Origin of the sequence: Cognatishimia sp. 1_MG-2023 (genome assembly GCF_030548175.1) — a bacterium.
Lineage (GTDB): Bacteria > Pseudomonadota > Alphaproteobacteria > Rhodobacterales > Rhodobacteraceae > Cognatishimia.
In genome coordinates this window covers 69521-88463 of the sequence record NZ_JAUORX010000006.1, presented here as the reverse complement: position 1 = coordinate 88463, position 18943 = coordinate 69521, and the positions used below count along the sequence as shown (strand labels likewise).

The window sequence follows — 18943 nt, the reverse complement described above, 5'->3', positions numbered from 1 at the left end:
GGCGCTTATTCCTCTTCGAAAGGGTCCCATTCGTCTTCTACTTCGGGCAGCGCTTCGGCAAAGGCTTCTTGGGTGAGTTCTTGTTGAGTTTTGATGTCAGTGATTTTGGCTTTGGGAAAGACTTCGATCACCGCTTGGACCAACGGATGCGCCATGGCTTCAGCTTTGATGGCGTTGTCAGCGGCGTTGCGTTTTTCGACGATGGTTTCGGCACCGCCCTCGTTCGCAAGGGAGACAACCCAGCGCGTGCCGGTCCAATGGGTTAGGCGTTGACCAAGGCGTTGGGCCAGGTCTTGAGGGGCTTTTTCGGTTGGCTGAAATTCGATCCGGCCGGGGCGGTAGGACACGAGGCGTACGTCGGCTTCGACATCCATCAGGAGTTTGCCGTCGCGTTTGCCGCGGATCAGTTCAATGACGTGATCAAAGGTGGCGTATTGCGCAAGAGCTGTGACCGCTTGAGGCGCGAGGGCCGTGACTGTGCCGCCATTGCCACCTGCCATCTGAGTGTTGGACACGGCTTGGGTGTTTTGATTGCCGCTTGGGGCTGCGCCGCCGCCACCACCGCCGGGGCCGCCAGCGGGTGGCATGGGCGGCACGGGTGTGTTTTGTAGCTTGCGCACCAGCTCTTCGGGGCTGGGTAGGTCGGCCACATGGGTGAGGCGAATGATTGCCATTTCGGCGGCCATCATCGCGTTGGGGGCAGCAGAGACTTCTTCGATGGCTTTCAGCAGCATTTGCCACATGCGGGTCATGACGCGCATGGGCAGGTTTTCCGCCATGGCTTGGCCGCGCGCTTTTTCATCGGGGCTGATTGTGGGATCGTCAGCAGCTTCGGGTGTGATTTTGACGACGGACACCCAATGGGTGATTTCCGCAAGGTCGCGTAGAACGGCCATGGGATCAGCACCATCGGCGTATTGGGACGACAATTCGTTCAGCGCGCCGCCGGCGTCGCCCTTGAGGATCATGTCAAAGAGATCAAGGACACGGCCGCGATCAGCGAGGCCAAGCATGGCGCGGACTTGGTCGGCGGTGGTTTCGCCAGCACCATGCGAGATGGCTTGGTCCAATAGGGATGTCGCGTCGCGGGCCGAACCCTCGGCAGCGCGAGTGATCAGCGCCAATGCGTCATCTGCGATTTCGGCGTTTTCTGCGGTGGCGATTTTGCGCAGGAGGCCAATCATGTCTTCGGGTTCGATGCGACGCAGGTCAAAGCGTTGGCAACGAGAGAGGACAGTGACAGGGACTTTGCGGATTTCGGTGGTCGCAAAGATAAATTTGACGTGGGCGGGCGGCTCTTCCAATGTTTTCAGCAGCGCGTTGAACGCGCTGGTGGAGAGCATGTGCACCTCATCGATGATGTAGATTTTGTAGCGGGCTGAGGCAGCGCGATAATGCACTGAATCGATGATTTCACGGATGTCGCCGACACCTGTGCGGGAGGCGGCGTCCATTTCCATGACGTCAACGTGGCGGCCTTCCATGATGGCGGTGCAATGTTCGCATACGCCGCATGGTTCCGTTGTAGGGGTGCCGGTGCCATCGGGGCCGATGCAGTTCATGCCTTTGGCAATGATCCGGGCCGTTGTGGTTTTACCCGTGCCTCGAATGCCTGTCATGACAAAGGCTTGGGCGATCCGATCTGCTGCAAAAGCGTTTTTGAGCGTGCGCACCATGGCGTCTTGGCCGACCAGATCGACAAAAGTCTCGGGCCGATATTTGCGGGCGAGGACCTGGTAAACGGTGTTTTCTGAATCGCTCATGCTCTGCCTTTTGAATCGTATCTGGGGTAAGTTATGCGCTGGGGGGCGGCGCGTCTACCGGATTGGCAAATGGATAGGGAATGAGCGCGCCGGGTTGCGGGCGTGGACAGGGGCTTTGCCCCTCTGGCGCGGCGCGCCATTCACCCCAGAGTATTTGGGAAAGGTGAAATAATAGGCTTGAGCCGTGGAGGGATCGCGGTATTCTTTGGATGGCCGGAAGGGACGGCCGCCAGGTTCGCGGAAAGCGTGATGCATCCCACATTTGCTGATAAACACCGAATTTTCGGGTTTTCCTGCCCTGTTGAGCGAACCGCGGGCTTTTGAGGAGAAACCGATGACATTTCCTAAACAAGACTTGAGCCTTGATGCCCTCCGCCGATCTGCAAAGCTTTTGCGGCGTGGCTATGAGGGCAGATCGCCTGCTGCTGTTGAACGATTGCGTGTGCATCCGCCGCGGAGCGATGGAGCTGCATTGCGGCATGCGGATTTTTTACATGTGGTGGCGCAGGAGCAGAATTTTGCGAGTTGGCCTGCATTAAAATTGGCAGCAGAGACTATGGGGCTGGATCGGGCGGCCTTGGTGCAGCGGTTGAAAATGGCTGTGGCGCATGGGCGATTGTATGCGATTGAGCAGCTTTTGGCGCGAGTGCCGGATTTGGCTGACGGCGTATTGGGGTTGCAGATTGCGTTGTTGGATCGCGCGGCTGTTGAAGCGGCAATTGCGGCTGACCCGCGGGCAGCAGTTCGGGCATTAGGGCCAAAGACGCCGATGCTGCATTTGTGTTTTTCGCGCTGGATTCATGCGCGGCCTGATTTGGCTGAGGATATGTTGGCTATTGCCGCATTGTTGGTCAAACACGGTGCGGATGTGAATGATGGAATGCCCGTTGCGCCCGGGTCGGATCATAATTTGTCTGCGCTGTATGGGGCGATTGGACATGCGGATAATATGGTGTTGGCGGAGTGGTTATTGGAGCATGGGGCTGATCCAAATGATGGGGAGAGCCTGTATCACGCTACCGAGCTAGGGCATCATCGTGGGTTGGAATTGTTGCTGAGCCATGGGGCTGATCCGAAGAGGACAAATGCGTTGCTGCGGGCGATGGATTTTCATGATCATCGGGCAGTTGAAATGCTGATGGCGGCCAGCGATGAGGCGCATAGGTTCGAAGGTGCCGAGGTTGGGGGGGAACTGCCCTATGTCATTCCGGCGCTGCATCAGGCGGCGCGCCGGATGAGTGATCGGCGTATGATCGAGATGTTGTTGGATGCCGGGGCTGATCCAAATGAGTCCTATGAAGGCGTGCAGGCTTATGGCTATGCGCGGGTGTTTGGGAACCGGGATTTGGTCGACGCACTAGAGGCGCGGGGTGTGTCGACCGTATTGAGTGCGGATGAGTTAATATTGGCGAAGGCCGCTGAGGGCTGTGATCAGCTGGAGCGCGTTTTGGATACCGGAGAGCTGCCAAATGCGTATCGCGATTTAGTGCGTGTAATCCTGCACTTGCCGGGCAAGTTGCCACATGTGAGACGGCTGGTTGAGTTGGGGGTGGAATATGACCGACCCGACAGCGAAGGATTGACGCCGGTACAGGTGGCCGGATGGGAAGGGTTGCCGGAAGTGTTGGCATACTTTCTGTCGCTTAAGCCTGATCTTAGCCATGTGAATGGCTATGGCGGGACGTTGCTTTCAACCATCATTCACGGGTCTGAAAATTGTCCGCAGCGTGCGGAGCGGGATTATATCTCGTGTTTGGAAATGGTTTTGCGTGAGGGAGTTGCTTTGCCACACAGGGCCATTGATCTTGCTGGGGATGAGGATGTTGCAGCGTTTTTAGGTGAGTGGGCCGAGAGGTATCCGGGGCAAGTGGCCGAAGGTGGCTTGGGATAAGAAAACCCTTGGCAGATTTTGAAACTTTGCGAATATGGCTCTTGGTGGCGCGCGTGCCGCCGGGAGGGTGTTATGACACAGATTGCATTTCACGCATTATCCGTGGGTGGCGGGCTGTTGGCTTTGTCGGCACTGCCGGGGCGGGGCGGTGATTATGCACGGGACCTTGAGCATATTCGCGATTGGAAGCCCTCAATTGTTGTGTCTATGACGACGCTTAGTGAAATGACGGAATTCGGCGCGGAAATGCTGGGCGTTGATGTGCGTGAGCGGGCAGCGCGATGGGCGCATTTGCCGGTTGCGGATTTTGGTGTGCCCGATGAGCAAGTTGAAAAGGACTGGCCCAAGGTGGCCGTGAGTGTGCTGACCTCATTACGCGGTGGCGGGCGCGTGTTGGTGCATTGCATGGGGGGCTGTGGGCGTTCGGGCATGGTGGCGCTGCGCTTGATGGTCGAAGCGGGGGAGCCCGTTGATCTGGCCCTTGGTCGATTGCGCGCGGTACGACCCTGTGCGGTGGAAACGGATGAACAATTTGACTGGGCTAAAAAGGGTCGCCGCAGACAGCTGCCGCGACCCGGAGGTATGTGCCAGACTTAGCGACCCTTGCGACGGTTTGAGCCTTTGAGGGTCGTTTTGACCATCTTGCCAAAGGCTTTGTCACGCGAGCGGGCCTGTGCCAAGGTTTCCGAATTATGCGTGATCTCGGCCTGAAGTTTGCGCCAACGTGCTAGGCGAGGGGCATCAATTTCACCCCGTTCTAGCGCGGCTTTTACGGCGCATCCCGGTTCGCTTTCGTGCGCGCAGTCGTTGAACTTGCAAGACGCTGCTAGGATTTGCAGGTCTTCAAATACTGCGTCTAAACCTTCTTGGGCATCAAAAAGCTGTAGCTCGCGCATGCCGGGCGTGTCGATCAGCCAGCCGCCGTTTAGCATGGGTTTGAGGAACCTTGCTGTGGTGGTGTGACGGCCGCGCGCGTCATCTTCGCGGATGCCAGCAGTTGCGTCATTATCGCCGGTCATGAGGTTGGCGAGGGTCGTTTTGCCTACGCCTGATGAGCCAACGAAGGCGGCGGTTTGGCCTTTTTTGACCCAGCCCATGGCTGTTTTTACCTCTAGCGCGTCTTTCGCGTTGATGCATTCCACGGCGGGTGCGTTTGGCAAGCGTTCGATTTGCTTGCGGTAAGATGCGGGATCATCACAAAGGTCTGCTTTGGTGAGCAGTATCACCGGATAGCTGCCCGCAGATTGGGCAAGCGCGAGGTAACGTTCCAGCCGCGCGATATTGAAATCTGCGTTGCAGGAGCTGACAATAAAGATTGTGTCTACATTGGCTGCAATCAGTTGTGGGCGGACTTCGTGGCCAGCGGCGCGACGTTGCAGCAGTGTTTGACGATCAAGAATCGATGTCACACGATATTCGTCATCTGCGAGAACCCAATCGCCCACAGCGATGCCGCGGGTTTCATGGATGGGGGAAACGAGTGTATGCGTGCCGTCAGGTGATAAGGCGGTTAGCCGTGCGCGATGTACTTCGGACACGCGATATGCGGTCAGAGTTTCGTCGTCGTTTTGATCGGCGAAGAAAGAAGACCATCCAAGGTCTTGGTAGCTATATGTCATTGATTTGCCTAAGAAACGGTAGATCAGCGCTGCTGTATTGGCTACAGCGCGCGAACGGGTTCAGGCAAGGACGACCTAAATTCAGGCCGCTGCCCGAAGGGCGGTGATGACAAACATGAATTCCCTCCGTTCGTTTCAGGCGGGGTCTTGCCCGCGGTCATAAGGTGAGAGGTTGAACATCGACCCAAGCGGGGCTCGTTGCGGCTGCTTCCTTCCGGATCTGACCGGGTTGGCGAGGCGCTTGCCCGCGCCAACCTCTCAGCAGGTGATATATGCGGAGGAACTTGGGATTGCAAGCGAGGCTTGTGCGCGTTTTGGCGCTAAATCAAGACGGTATTCTAAAAATCCGTCATCGTTCATGCCGACCTCGGTCAAGGGCAGGTGATCTGCTTCGTTCACGACCTGACGTGCGCCGGGGCCGGTAAGGAAGATCGCGCTTGCATCCCGAAGGGGGGTAAATTGCCAAGGTGCGGTTGGCAGATCGTCCGGATCAAAGCCATTGGCAATCGTGTCAGCGACCAACTCGCGCAAGTCTTGCGGAGTGATGTCGACGCGTTTGGCATCTGCTGCATGAGGGAAGTTACCGCCGCCGCCAGCGCGGTAACTATTTGTAAGTAAGATGAATTCTTGATCTGGTGCAACGTCTTGCCCTTGCCACTGCAGTTTGCGGATGCGTTTTCCAGGGCCACCGTGCTTGATGCGGCCAAGCACGTCATATTTCGCCGGTTCGAAAAGGTCGATTTGGTAGGTGACGCCGTAAACCGTATCAAATCCATAGCAAGGAAATGACGGGTCTTTCAGTGTTTGTCGACGGGTGCGTGGGCGGACTTGGCGGAAAGAAGAGGCCGACATTTCAAGCCAATCCTTAAGCTGTCGGCCGTTGATTTGCAGCGCGCTGATGGTGTTCTGGAACGGATGTAATTCGTAGAGGTCACCGCTTGTGACTGGGCCTGATTTTACATCGGTGAAATAGGTTGGACCGGCCTTGCCGCCACTGCGGAACGGGCTGCTGGCCGCGAGGATTGGTAAATCTGGTAAGGTGTGCTGGTTTGCATCTGATTGCGCAAATTGGAATTTTGCAAGAGCCGTAAGCGCACAAGAGGGATCGCCGGGGAGGCGGGCAAAATAGCTGTGAATGGGTTGATTGACCGTTCCGATTTTGCGTTGCAATTTGCGCCGCGTGGCAGACTGATAGGGTGCGAGTTTTTCAAGCAGTTCAATGTCTTGTGCAGTGCCGTCGCGCTGTGCCTCTTTAGGAACCATCGCAATGACTTCTGTCGTCGACTGAGTGACCTGCCATTGATCTTTGAGGTTCTGAAGCTCTAGATCAATTTTGCCTAAATAGGATGCATTAAATCCGGCCATCACGGCGGGTTTTCCATGGATACGTCCATTTTTGGAATCTATGACGGATTGCGTCGTGTGTGTTGGCGTTGGAAAAATCTGATGGGTGTGGCCGCAAATGACCGCATCTATATGTTGGATTTTGGCGATGGGGATGGCCACGTTTTCCGCATCTACTGGCGGATCAATGGCGCCGATTCCCGTGTGCGCCAGGGCGATGATCAGGTCCGCACCCATAGATTTCAAATGGGCTGCTCTGGTTTTTGCGGCAGCAACCGGGTTGAGAGCAGCGATTTCGTTGCGCAGATGTATCCGATTCCATTCAACCACTTGTTGCGGCATGACCGAAAGGATGCCGATTTTTAGTGTGTGTTCTTTACCGTTTTGATCGCAAACTTTTCGTTCAAGTATCAGCTCGCTTTTCCAAGGTTGGCGTACGCAGCCAAGGTTAGACGATACCACCGGAAATTCTGCTTGGGCGAGGCATTTGCGTAGGTAGGTTAGGCCGTAGTCCAGCTCGTGGTTGCCCAGTCCCACGGCATCATACTTTAGGTGGTTCATTGCCTTTAGCACAGGATGCTTGGCGAACTGGTCAAGATCGCCCATCGCGGCAAGGTCACAGATTGCGGCGCCTTGAAGGAAGTCGCCGTTGTCGAGCAACAAACAATTGGCGGCCGTTTTGCGCATATCAGAAACGTAGGACGAAATGCGGGTAAGACCCCCGGAAGGTTGGTGCGTGTCTGCGAGGGCGTCGTAGCTTGATAGAGAGCCATGGACATCTGATGTGGCTAGTATGGTTAGCGAGATTTGGGTTTGGCGGTCTTGCGGTTGTTTTTGCATCGTCGTCACCAAAATTTTGATTTTGTTGGGTAAACCTTAAGCGGGAAACTTTCTATGATCAATTCTTGTTTAGGTTGTGTTGGCGAAAATTTGTTTGCTAAGGGCTAAAGAACAGGGGTGACTTTGCTACGCGACATTCCCACCTGTTGTACGTATTGATGCGACAGCACCATAAATATTTGGTTTACGGGCTGTGAGTTTTCCGAACGGAGTATGGTTTTGGTCGATTTTGAAACAGTGACATTTGGCGGGTCTGCGTTAGATCGGGCGGCACATTTAAGGTCAGATCCCGAGGCATTGGCCGCGGGATTGGCGAATCAGTCTTCGACCAGCGTTGTATTTTGGCGCGGTAAACCTTTGATGACAGGGGATGAAATTAAGTCGCTGGTTCGTCTGCCATTGACCCACCCCATATTTGCCCACGCTGTAGATTCCCCAACTCTGCTTGGTGCCGAAGGCGATGGGCTTTGCTTTGCGCAGGATGTTTCAAGCTGGTCACCTGAGGATCAAGATCTGCCGGATGCTGGATTTCTAGATCCCACTGAGCAGCATCATCCGGATGTGCCTGCGGATCATATGTTTCAGGAATTGCGCGCTGTTATGGGGGCGATCAATCCAAGGGATGCGGAATTGGCGGCGACTGCGCGAGCTTTGTTTAGCTGGCATAAGTCACATCAGTATTGTTCTGCCTGCGGTGAAAAAAGTGAGATGGTTCAAGCCGGATGGCAGCGCAGTTGCCCGTCGTGCCAAACGCAACATTTCCCGCGGACAGATCCGGTTGTGATCATGCTAATTACGCATGGAAATAACGTTTTGATGGGGCGTAGCCCGGGGTGGCCAGAGGGCATGTATTCTCTGCTGGCTGGTTTCGTGGAGCCAGGTGAAACGCCAGAAGCCGCGGTGCGACGTGAGGTTTTGGAAGAATCGGGGGTGCAAGTTGGGCAGGTTAAATACTTGGGTAGCCAGCCTTGGGCCTTTCCTTCGTCCCTGATGATTGGCTGCCATGGCGAGGCTCTAACGTCCGAGATAAAAATTGATCCAAACGAGATCGAAGAGGCGTTTTGGGTGAGCCGTGAGGAGATGATGGAAGTCTTTGCGGGCACCCACGAAAAAATTCGCCCTGCGCGGAAAGGCGCGATTGCGCATTTTATATTGCTTAACTGGCTTGCGGATAAGCTGGATTGAAGCGACACTTGTGAATAAACCAATATAACATCTTTCTTGGCTAGAGCGGTCTCATGGATTTTAAAGCAAAAGACGACTTAGACGTTCCTATCGAAGATGCCTTTGATCTTCTTTCGGACTACGATGTGTTTGAACGGATGGCGATGCGACGTGGCATCGAGGTACGCCGACATGATGCCGGACAGGCCGTGTCGGTGGGTTCAAGTTGGACAATTGAATTCAACTGGCGCGGCAAAGATATAAAGATGCGTGCGCAGGTTGTTGAATTTGAACGCCCTGACGTGATCGTGCTAGAGGCTGTGATGCCCGGTATGGATGTGGTCGTTAACTTTGAATTGGTGGCGCTGTCACGCAAACGGACACGTATGCATCTGATCATTGGCGTTTCTGCGAAAACATTGCCGATGCGGTTGCTGGTGCAATCCCTGAAGCTGGCGCGCGGAAATATTGATAAGCGGTTGCAGGATCGGGTTCAAAGCCAATGCCGCAACCTAGAAGCACGCTATCGCCAACGCGAAACAGCCTAGGGGCGCGTCACTCGACGTGACGCGTTTTAGCCGCCGGATAGACGCCTAGGATGTTCACGGAGTTGGTGAAGTAATCCAACTCCTCTAGCGCTAATTGTAATGATGGGTCGTCGGGGTGCCCTTCGACCTCGGCGTAGAATTGGGTCGCGGTGAACGAGCCATCTACCATGTAACTTTCCAATTTTGTCATGTTGACACCATTTGTCGCAAATCCACCCATCGCTTTGTAAAGAGCGGCTGGAATGTTGCGGACCTGGAACACAAAACTGGTGACCATGCCGTGGCCTGAGTCGCGGCGGTCAAATTTGGCTTCGGGGGCCATGATCAAAAAGCGCGTGGTGTTATTGTCGTTGTCTTCAACATGGCGCGCCAAAATATCCAGACCATAGATTTCAGCGGCAAGTTCAGATGCCAGCGCGGCAGAGGCGGGATTGCCTGCTTCGGCGACTTCGCGGGCAGCGCGCGCGTTGTCTGGGCTGACACGACCACGAATGCTATTTTCAGACAAGAAACTTGCGCATTGAGGCAATAAAACAAGGTGTGAATGCGCTTCGGTGACATCTTCCAGCTTGGCGCCTTTTACGGCCAATAGGTTGATGTGAACACGAACGAAGGCTTCATCAATGATGTGCAATCCACTGTTCGGCAGCAGGCGATGAATATCTGCGACGCGGCCGTAAGTGGTGTTTTCGACAGGAAGCATCGCGAGTTCAGCTTGGCCGGATTTCACAGCTTGAATGGTTTCTTCGAACGTGCTGCAGGGCAAAGCTTCCATTTCCGGACGGCTGTTGCGACAGGCTTCGTGAGAGTAAGCGCCGGGCTCTCCCTGGAATGCGATGCGTTGGGTCATTTCAATTTTTCCGTCTTTTTCCCGAAATGGGCGATTGGTCGCGGTAACTATACCTTGCCTTTCGCGGAAGGAAGCGGATAGATACGCCGCAAACGCCACGAGATGGAAAACGTAGCATGTTCGACACTATGACAATGACAAAAATCCTGGGTGCATTCTGCGGTGCGCTTTTGGTCTACCTTTTGGGCGCTTGGGCTGCGGAAACGCTGTACCATACTGGTGGCGGCCACGGAGACGGTGATCACGCGAAAGCTGGTTACGCAATTGAGGTAGAAGTTGCCTCCGCAGGCGGCGCAGTTGAAGAAGGCCCTTCCTTGGAAGAGCTACTGGCATCTGCTGATGTTGCTAAAGGCGCAAAAGTATTCGGTAAGTGTAAAGCTTGCCACAAACTAGAAGACGGCGCGAACGCGACAGGCCCGCATCTGTTCGGTATTGTTGACCGTGCTGTTTCTACGGCTGACGGCTTTGGGTACTCTGGTGCTCTGGTTGCGGTTGCAGATGTTTGGAATGCAGAAAACTTAGATGGCTTCCTTGCAAGCCCAAAGGGTTTCGCACCAGGAACCAAGATGGGCTTCGCCGGTTTGAAAAAACCAGCTGACCGCGCCAATCTGATCGCATATTTGCAAAGCTTAAACTAAGTCTAAGCTTTTCATGTGAGTTACGAAGGCCGCTGCAATTTGCAGCGGCCTTTTTTTGTCAAATATTCGGTGGGACATTTTGCGAGTAGGCTGGCAGAAACGTGCTAGCAAGTCGGGGTATCACTACTTGTTTATACAATCTTGTCTTGAATGACGCGGGTTCCGAGCTTTAAGTTAGAGCTAACAAAAATTGCAGTCGGGCAAAGCACATAGGCTCGAAAACAGGATAGGGAGCACCAGATGCCAAGCAAGGTCGAAACCAATCAATTCCTGAATCTAACGCGCCGGAGCATGTTGGGCATGATGGGCAGCAGCGCGGTTGCGCTTGGCCTTGGAATGCCCGGGCGGGTGTTTGCTGACGACCACGAGATTATCAAGTCACATGGGTATTCCTTTTTTGGCGATCTGAAATATCCAGCGGATTACGCTCATTTTGACTATGTAAACCCAGATGCACCTAAGGGCGGCGAAATCTCCATAAGCACGCGCGGCGGCTTTGACGGTCTGAACCGGTTTGCGAGTAAGGGGAGACCAGCACAGTTTTCTGACCTGACAGGGGAATCGATGTTCGCGAGTGGCGCGTTTGGCACGCCTATTCCGTCTGACAGCCTGACAGATGCATATGGTTTGCTGGCACATACAGTTGAATATCCAAAGAATAAGACATGGTGTATTTTCCACATGCGGCCCGAGGCTCGGTTTGCTGATGGCACTCCCGTAACCGCGCATGATGCCTTGTTCACGCATAATCTGTTTTTGGAGCAGGGCATCCGAAGCTACGCACGGTCTGTGAAACAGCGCATCAGTGGGGCTGAAGTGTTGGATGACCACACGATCAGGTTCTCGTTTGTCGATGGTATTTCACGGCGCTCACTTATTAGCCAAGTTGGCGGCACACCGGTGTTTTCTAAGGCTTGGTATGAAAAGACAGGCGAGCGTTTGGATGAGCCTAGCTTGTTGATGCCAATGGGCAGCAGCCCCTATATCGTCGAAGATTTCGAGATCAACCGCTACATTATCTACAAGCGGAATCCAGATTATTGGGGTAACCACCTACCGGTCAACAAGGGTCGCAACAACTTTGACCGCATACGCATTGAATACTTTGCAGATGACGCAGCAGAATTCGAAGGGTTCAAAAGCGGGGCCTATACCTTCCGTGCCGAAGGCAGCACCAAACGTTGGGCGACTGGTTATGATTTCCCGGCTGTGGAAAACGGGCATGTCAAACGCGAGACGCTTAAAAGCGGAACGCCGCCATCGCCGACTGGCTTTATCTTTAACTTTCAACGTGAAAGATTTCAGGACATTCGTGTTCGAGAAGCCATGGCGCTTGCGTTCAATTTTGAATGGACCAGTGAGTCATTGCAGTATGGCTTAACATCGCAGCGTCATTCGTTTTCACAAGACACGGAAATTGAAGCAAAGGGTGTTCCTGAAGGGGCAGAAAAAGCCTTTTTGGAAAGTCTAGGCGATGTAGTTCCTGCTGAGTTTTATACTTTGGAAGCAGTGCGCGCGCATGAGTCAAACCCAAAGACAGTAACAGACCGTCGAAATAAGCGTAAGTCATTGAAACTGATGCAAGACGCTGGCTGGACAGTTGGCGCAGATGGCCTATTGCGGAATTCTGATGGTGAGGCCTTTGAAATTCAATTCATGCTATCGTCGGCAACATCGGATACCGCTGAAGCGATCATCACGACCTATGTTGAGAACCTGAAAGCCTTTGGTTTCACCGCGAAATCTGAAAAAGTTGACTCGGCGCAGATGCAGCAACGGTTCTTGGATAAAGATTTCGATTTGATCTTTACGCGGAACCAATCTTTTCAAACATCAGGTACAGGGCTTAGGCAGTTCTACGGATCCGAAACCGCGGTGGTCTCTTCGTGGAATCCACAGTCCCTTCAAAGCGATTTGGTGGATGCGATCGTCGACGCTTCGTTGGCGACAACATCCCGGGAAGAAGAAGTTGCATCGCTTATGGCGTTGGATCGGGCCTTGCGTTACCTACGGATTCAAGTGCCCGTTGGTTATGTAGCTGAAGACTGGGTTGCATCCTATGACATGTATGAACATCCAGAAGATCTGCCGCCGCTGGCCGTCGGTTACTTAGATTTCTGGTGGTATAACAAAGATAAGCACGAGGCTTTGAAAGCCGCAGGTGCGTTGAGGTAAACGACTTTGGGAGCATATATTCTCCGCCGCCTTTTGTTTGTCATTCCGACATTGCTGGGCATCATGATCATCAACTTTTCGCTGGTGCAATTTGTGCCAGGGGGCCCGATTGAACAAATCCTAGCCGAGCTGCGAGGCGAAGGAGATGTCTTTTCCGGTTTTGCTGGTGGTGGCAATGATGTTGGGAACGAAGAGACCTTTGGGTCCGACAGCGATTACATCGGTGCGCGCGGGCTTCCGAAAGAGTTTATCGAAGATCTTGAAAAGGAATTCGGCTTTGATAAGCCGCCGGTCGAACGTTTTCTAAATATGATGTGGGGGTATCTGAACCTTGATTTTGGCGAGAGTTATTTCCGCAAAATCGATGTTGTGGACCTTGTGTTAGAAAAAATGCCGGTGTCCATCACACTGGGGCTTTGGTCAACGTTGATTGCCTATATCGTTTCCATTCCGCTGGGTATTCGCAAAGCCGTCAAGGATGGCACGCAGTTTGATACTTGGACGAGTGGGGCGATCATCATTGCCTACGCTATTCCGGGTTTCTTATTTGCGATCATATTGGTGATTCTGTTTGCCGGTGGTTCCTATTGGCGCATCTTCCCTCTACGGGGGCTGACAAGTGATGGTTGGGAGCACCTTAGCTTGATGGGGAAGGCCTTGGATTATCTTTGGCATATTGCGTTGCCTGTCATTGCCTCGACCATTTCGGCCTTTGCGACGCTGACGTTGTTAACCAAGAACTCGTTTTTGGATGAGATCAAAAAGCATTACGTTATGACCGCGCGGGCAAAGGGATTGCCTGAAAGCCGTGTGCTGTATGGACATATTTTTCGCAATGCGATGTTGATTGTGATCGCGGGTTTCCCTGCGGTGTTTATCGGCGTGTTTTTTAGTGGCTCGTTGATCATCGAAACGATTTTCTCGCTTGATGGGCTGGGTCGTCTGGGTTTTGAAGCGGTCGTTGCGCGGGACTATCCGGTGATCTTTGGGACTTTGTTTATATTTGGTATCATCGGGCTGGTCGTCGGTATCCTAAGCGATCTGATGTATGTCTTTGTTGATCCACGTATTGATTTTGAGAAGAGGGAAGGTTGATGGCATTGTCTCCGATCAACCAACGACGCTGGCGAAACTTTAAGCGCAACAGACGCGCGCTTTGGTCTTTGGTACTCTTTTGCTTTCTGTTCGGCTTAAGCCTGTTTGCGGAATTCTTGGCCAATGATCGCCCGATCTTGGTCAGCTATCGCGGTGAGCTGTATACGCCGATTTTCAATTTCTATCCCGAAACGGCTTTTGGTGGGGATTTCCAGACCGAAGCTGCCTATTCCGATCCAGAGGTGAAATGCCTGATCCGTACTGGCGGGTTAGAGCAATGCTTTGATGATCCAGAGGCCTATTTGGCGGATGCCGATGATGGTATTGTGGATGGCGAGGTGATCGAAAAGGGCTGGTCGATTTGGCCGCTGGTTCCGTATTCCTATACGACATCTGTGGATCGCGCTGGGGCGGCCCCCTTGCCGCCGAACGAACAAAACTGGCTCGGCACCGATGATACAAAGCGCGATGTCTTTGCGCGTGTTCTATATGGCTTCCGCCTGTCGATCTTTTTCACGTTGATTGTGACGACTTTGGCGAGCTTGGTCGGTATTTTGGCCGGAGCCATTCAGGGGTATTTCGGCGGTTGGACGGACCTGATTTTTCAGCGGGTGATCGAGATTTGGGGCGCAACTCCAAGCCTCTATATCATCATCATCCTCTTTGCGATTTTGGGGCGAAGTTTCTGGCTGTTGGTGTTCTTAACCGTGCTCTTTGGCTGGACGTCCCTTGTGGGCGTGGTGCGGGCCGAATTCCTGCGTGCGCGGAACCTTGAATATGTCCGTGCTGCAAAGGCTTTGGGTGTTAGCAACCGCGTGATCATGTTCCGCCATATGCTGCCCAATGCGATGGTCGCGACGGTCACAATGCTGCCGTTTATCGTGACAGGCACGATCTCTACCCTAGCGGGGCTGGATTTTCTGGGCTTTGGCCTGCCGTCCTCTGCGCCGTCGTTGGGCGAGCTAACCCTGCAAGCAAAACAGAACCTTCAGGCGCCATGGCTTGGTTTCACCGCCTTTTTCACATTTGCTATCATGCTCTCGCTTTTGGTCTTTATCTTCGAAGGTGTGCGGGATGCGTTTGATCCAAGGAAGACCTTTTCATGAGCATATTGGACGTTCGCGATCTGCGCGTGGCATTCCGGCAGGATGGCCAGCGGTTCGAAGCGGTAAAGGGTGTTTCGTTCAGTGTTGACCGTGGCGAGACGGTTGCACTTGTCGGGGAGTCTGGATCAGGTAAATCCGTGACGGCGCTGTCGACTGTGTCGTTGTTGGGTGCAAGCGCCGAGGTGTCCGGTTCTGTCACCTATGACGGCCAAGAGATGGTGACGGCGGACGATAAGCTGCTGCGCAAGGTACGTGGCAATGACATCAGCTTTATCTTTCAAGAGCCAATGACCTCGCTCAATCCGTTGCATACCTTGGAAAAGCAGCTGGGCGAGTCCCTTGCGTTGCACCAAGGTATCGTTGGTGCAGAAGCGCGGGAACGCATTCTGGAGTTGATGAATAAGGTTGGCATTCGTGATCCTGAGACGCGGTTGGGGGCCTATCCGCATCAGTTGAGTGGTGGGCAGCGCCAGCGTGTGATGATCGCCATGGCTTTGGCGAATAAGCCTGACGTTTTGATCGCAGATGAGCCGACGACGGCTTTGGATGTCACCATTCAGGCGCAAATTCTTGAATTGCTGGCTGAACTAAAGGCCACCGAAGATATGGGGCTTTTGTTCATTACGCATGATCTGGGCATCGTTCAGCGGATTGCTGACAAAGTCTGCGTGATGAAAGACGGCGAAATAGTAGAGGCCGGACCAGTGTCCGAAATCTTTGCCAACCCGCAACATGAGTACACGAAGAAACTGCTTGGCGCGCATTCTGTTGGGGTGCCTGAACCCGTTGAACCAAATGCGCCGGTGATTGTGGAAACCGAAGATTTGCGGATTTGGTTCCCGATTCAACGTGGCTTTTTGCGGCGTACGGTTGGCCATGTGAAGGCGGTTAACGAAGCAACGTTAACCGTGCGTGCTGGCGAAACACTGGGCGTCGTGGGCGAAAGCGGGTCAGGTAAGACGACACTGGCGCTTGCGATCATGCGGTTGATTGGGTCAGAGGGCGACATTCGCTTTATGGGCGAAAACATCCGCGATTATTCGACGAAAGAACTGCGCGCGTTGCGTAAGGATATGCAGATCGTTTTCCAAGATCCTTTTGGCAGCTTGTCACCTCGGATGAGCTGTGAGCAGATCATTGCAGAAGGTTTGGGTGTGCATGGTAACCCAGATGGCCGCAAGCCACGCGATCTGGTCGCTGAGGTGATGGAAGAGGTGGGGTTAGACCCGGCCATGATGCATCGCTATCCGCACGAGTTTTCTGGTGGGCAACGGCAAAGGATCGCGATTGCGCGGGCTATGATTTTGCGCCCTAAATTGGTTGTTCTTGATGAGCCAACATCAGCTTTGGACATGACCGTACAGGTGCAAATCGTTGATTTGTTAAGAATGCTGCAAAAGAAATACGGCTTGGCCTATCTGTTTATTAGCCATGACCTAAAGGTGGTTCGCGCGATGAGCCATAAGATTATGGTCATGAAGCAGGGCGATGTTTTGGAAGCAGGTGATGCTGCTGCGGTGTTTGACGCGCCGCAGACGGATTATACCAAGGCCTTGCTCTCGGCAGCGTCCTAGTTGTTGAAATCCCCTATGAAATTGACCGACCGCAATGCGGTCGGCCAGAGGGGGACAATGTTTAAGCTACTGAAATAGGGGTCGGTCGTCTGGAAAATACCTACCGACCGTAACAATTTTTTAACGAAGCTATGTGAACCTCAAAAGCTATCGAAATCGATAGGTTGCTTTAGATTGCGGCGCTGTGGCGGGCTATCGAGTCATAGTTGTCGAAAGCTCGGGCGATCATTCGGGTTAATGGTTGCATCTCTTTTGGAATGAATAGGCCAGCATCGTTAACCGTTAACTGGTTTTGAAATTGCGCATTAATCTTTTGAAAGGTCTGGCGCATCTGGGGAAGATGGATACCAAACCTTTCATCGATGTCAGCGTAGCTGACAGCGAATTCACACATCAGGCTTTCGATCAGCCGAGCGGTCAGCTGATCATCGTCGGAAAACACGTGCCCTCGGGTGGTCGCAAAGGATTTGTCACGGATGGAGGCCGCATAAGCAGAGGTTTGCGGCGCGTTTTGCGCGTAACCTTGAGGAAAGCGAGAGATTGAAGAGGCGCCTAGGCCAATAAGAATATCGGATTGGTCGTCTGTATACCCTTGGAAGTTTCGCTTGAGCGTGCCGTTGGATGCAGCTTGGGCGAGGCCGTCGGTTGGCTTTGCGAAGTGGTCGATGCCGATGTCTAAATATCCGCCTTCGTTAAATATTTTCTGCGCGGTCTCGAAAAGGTTAAGACGTTCTTGCGGGGTTGGTAACGTATCGGATGGGATCATCTGCTGGCGTTTGGCCATCCACGGGACGTGGGCGTAGCCGTAAAGCGCGACGCGGTCCGGGGAGAGAGAGATGAGTTTGTTAACGCTTTCGGCCAGTCGCTCCGGCGTTTGGTGGGGGAGGCCGAAGAGTATATCTGCGTTTAGACTTTTGACACCTTGGGCACGGATCATATCAATTGCGTCGCGGGTGACGTCGAAACTTTGGATGCGGCCAATGGTTTCTTGGATCTCTGGATCAAAGTCTTGAACCCCAATAGAGGCACGGTTCATCCCGTGTTTTGCCAATATTTCCAATCGCTTAATGTCGATCTCATTCGGATCGATTTCGATTGAGAACTCCCCATCAGACGCCATAGGGGCCATATCGAAAATGGTGTCGCACAGGCTGTCCATCGTTTCAGGATCAAGCAGTGTTGGTGTGCCGCCACCCCAATGTAGGCGGGAGAGAGAAATTCCTGCGGGTAGGCGGTTTTTGAGTAGTCGAATTTCATCCTTGAGCGTTTCGACATAGGCCTGAACCGGCGTCAGGCTTTGGGTGCCTTGGGTGCGGCAGGCGCAGAACCAACACAGGCGTCTGCAGAACGGGACGTGTAGATACAAAGAAATCTGTGCATTTTCAGGTATTTGCGCGACGCAATCTTCGAAAAATGCGGGGCCAACCGCCGCATTGAAATGTGGAGCGGTGGGATAGCTGGTGTAGCGGGGGACTTTCGCGTCAAACAGTCCCAATTCTGCCAATTGTGTTTTAAGTTTCATACCGATAGCGTTAAAGGCTAAGGACGTTGAATTCTTTGACCCAGATCAAGAGGCGCTAGCCATGTCAGTTGAATTGTCTGTAGCCGCTCCAAGAGATTGTGGAGAATGCCAAATTCGCCATCGTGCCGTTTGTTCGCGTTGCGACGAAGATGAGCTGACCCAGCTCGATCAGATCAAATATTATCGTAGCTTTCAGGCGGGCCAGACGGTGTTGTGGTCGGGCGATCAGATGGACTTTGTCGGGTCTGTTGTAACGGGGATTGCGACGCTGACGCAGACCATGGAAGATGGCCGTACACAGATGGTTGGCCTGTTGCTGCCGAGTGATTTTGTGGGGCGTCCGGGACGCGGCGAGGCGCCGTATGATGTGGTTGCGACCACGGATTTGGTGATGTGCTGCTTCCGTAAAAAACCATTTGAAAATATGATGTTACGCACACCACACGTCGCGCAGCGCTTATTGGAAATGACGCTGGACGAGCTTGACGCAGCACGTGAATGGATGCTGGTTCTGGGTCGTAAAACGGCACGGGAAAAGATTGCTTCGTTGCTGGCGATTATTGCTCGTCGGGACGCGACACTTAAGCTGGCGTCGTTGGATGCGAAGGTGGTCTTTGATCTGCCGCTGACCCGCGAAGCGATGTCTGATTATTTGGGGCTGACACTGGAAACGGTGAGCCGCCAGATTTCTGCTTTGAAAAAAGATGGCGTTATTGTTTTGGAAGGCAAACGCCACGTGACTGTGCCAAGCATGGAGCGTCTTTTGGAAGAAGCGGGCGATGATTCAGACGGTGGGATGGTCAGCTAAGGGAAT

General features: G+C 53.4%; 15 protein-coding genes and 1 other RNA gene. 10 read left to right on the top strand and 6 right to left on the bottom strand.

Annotated elements, in window-relative coordinates; translation table 11 throughout:
- Positions 1 to 5: 5 nt before the first annotated feature.
- On the bottom strand, positions 6 to 1763 hold the full coding sequence (locus tag Q4544_RS11475; RefSeq protein ID WP_407063044.1) for a DNA polymerase III subunit gamma/tau: 1758 nt from the start codon (positions 1761 to 1763) through the stop codon (positions 6 to 8).
- A 334-nt stretch (positions 1764 to 2097) separates the two neighbouring features.
- On the opposite strand from Q4544_RS11475, the gene Q4544_RS11470 reads away from it, so the two are divergent.
- The gene (locus Q4544_RS11470) at positions 2098 to 3654 is read left to right on the top strand and encodes an ankyrin repeat domain-containing protein (protein WP_303506390.1); all 1557 of its coding nucleotides are present in this window, start codon (positions 2098 to 2100) and stop codon (positions 3652 to 3654) included.
- Between the two features lie 72 nt (positions 3655 to 3726).
- Positions 3727 to 4251, top strand: coding sequence for a protein-tyrosine phosphatase family protein (locus Q4544_RS11465; protein WP_303506389.1), 525 nt, complete (start codon positions 3727 to 3729; stop codon positions 4249 to 4251).
- On the opposite strand, the gene rsgA is transcribed toward Q4544_RS11465, so the two are convergent.
- The 3 genes from rsgA to Q4544_RS11450 all read right to left on the bottom strand — a co-directional run bounded on the left by rsgA (position 4248) and on the right by Q4544_RS11450 (position 7457).
- The gene (rsgA, locus tag Q4544_RS11460; RefSeq protein WP_303506387.1) at positions 4248 to 5273 is read right to left on the bottom strand and encodes a ribosome small subunit-dependent GTPase A; all 1026 of its coding nucleotides are present in this window, start codon (positions 5271 to 5273) and stop codon (positions 4248 to 4250) included. The two genes, Q4544_RS11465 and rsgA, sit on opposite strands and share 4 nt — an antisense overlap.
- Positions 5274 to 5435: 162 nt before the next feature.
- Positions 5436 to 5534, bottom strand: an RNA gene (ffs, locus tag Q4544_RS11455) — signal recognition particle sRNA small type.
- The gene (locus Q4544_RS11450; RefSeq protein WP_303506385.1) at positions 5532 to 7457 is read right to left on the bottom strand and encodes a bifunctional 2',3'-cyclic-nucleotide 2'-phosphodiesterase/3'-nucleotidase; all 1926 of its coding nucleotides are present in this window, start codon (positions 7455 to 7457) and stop codon (positions 5532 to 5534) included. Before Q4544_RS11450 ends, ffs begins: the two co-directional genes overlap by 3 nt.
- A 219-nt stretch (positions 7458 to 7676) precedes the next feature.
- Here Q4544_RS11450 and nudC point away from each other — a divergent pair, with 219 nt between their 5' ends.
- On the top strand, positions 7677 to 8642 hold the full coding sequence (nudC, locus tag Q4544_RS11445; protein ID WP_303506383.1) for an NAD(+) diphosphatase: 966 nt from the start codon (positions 7677 to 7679) through the stop codon (positions 8640 to 8642).
- A 53-nt stretch (positions 8643 to 8695) separates the two neighbouring features.
- On the top strand, positions 8696 to 9169 hold the full coding sequence (locus Q4544_RS11440) for an SRPBCC family protein (protein ID WP_303506380.1): 474 nt from the start codon (positions 8696 to 8698) through the stop codon (positions 9167 to 9169).
- Positions 9170 to 9176: 7 nt separating this feature from the next.
- Here the strand turns inward: Q4544_RS11440 and Q4544_RS11435 are convergent, their stop codons facing one another.
- On the bottom strand, positions 9177 to 10019 hold the full coding sequence (locus Q4544_RS11435) for a prephenate dehydratase (protein WP_303506378.1): 843 nt from the start codon (positions 10017 to 10019) through the stop codon (positions 9177 to 9179).
- Positions 10020 to 10135: 116 nt separating this feature from the next.
- Here Q4544_RS11435 and Q4544_RS11430 point away from each other — a divergent pair, with 116 nt between their 5' ends.
- From Q4544_RS11430 to Q4544_RS11410, 5 genes are all read left to right on the top strand, one after another.
- Positions 10136 to 10657 (top strand): cytochrome c family protein, encoded by a 522-nt coding sequence (locus Q4544_RS11430; RefSeq protein ID WP_303506376.1) that lies wholly within the window; start codon positions 10136 to 10138, stop codon positions 10655 to 10657.
- Between the two features lie 240 nt (positions 10658 to 10897).
- Complete coding sequence (locus Q4544_RS11425; RefSeq protein ID WP_303506374.1) at positions 10898 to 12832, top strand: extracellular solute-binding protein; 1935 nt, start codon at positions 10898 to 10900, stop codon at positions 12830 to 12832.
- A 6-nt stretch (positions 12833 to 12838) separates the two neighbouring features.
- On the top strand, positions 12839 to 13927 hold the full coding sequence (locus Q4544_RS11420; protein WP_303506372.1) for a microcin C ABC transporter permease YejB: 1089 nt from the start codon (positions 12839 to 12841) through the stop codon (positions 13925 to 13927).
- The gene (locus tag Q4544_RS11415; RefSeq protein WP_303506370.1) at positions 13927 to 15033 is read left to right on the top strand and encodes an ABC transporter permease; all 1107 of its coding nucleotides are present in this window, start codon (positions 13927 to 13929) and stop codon (positions 15031 to 15033) included. The genes Q4544_RS11420 and Q4544_RS11415 overlap by 1 nt, the downstream gene beginning before the upstream one ends.
- Complete coding sequence (locus tag Q4544_RS11410; RefSeq protein WP_303506368.1) at positions 15030 to 16607, top strand: ABC transporter ATP-binding protein; 1578 nt, start codon at positions 15030 to 15032, stop codon at positions 16605 to 16607. Before Q4544_RS11415 ends, Q4544_RS11410 begins: the two co-directional genes overlap by 4 nt.
- A 169-nt stretch (positions 16608 to 16776) precedes the next feature.
- Here the strand turns inward: Q4544_RS11410 and hemN are convergent, their stop codons facing one another.
- Positions 16777 to 18129 carry an oxygen-independent coproporphyrinogen III oxidase gene (gene hemN / locus Q4544_RS11405; protein WP_303506366.1) on the bottom strand — a complete coding sequence of 451 codons (1353 nt, stop codon included), beginning with the start codon at positions 18127 to 18129 and terminating at the stop codon, positions 16777 to 16779.
- 61 nt (positions 18130 to 18190) lie between these two features.
- On the opposite strand from hemN, the gene fnrL reads away from it, so the two are divergent.
- Entirely contained in the window at positions 18191 to 18937 is a 747-nt protein-coding gene (gene fnrL, locus Q4544_RS11400; protein ID WP_303506364.1) for a transcriptional regulator FnrL, read from the top strand.
- Positions 18938 to 18943 lie beyond the last annotated feature (6 nt).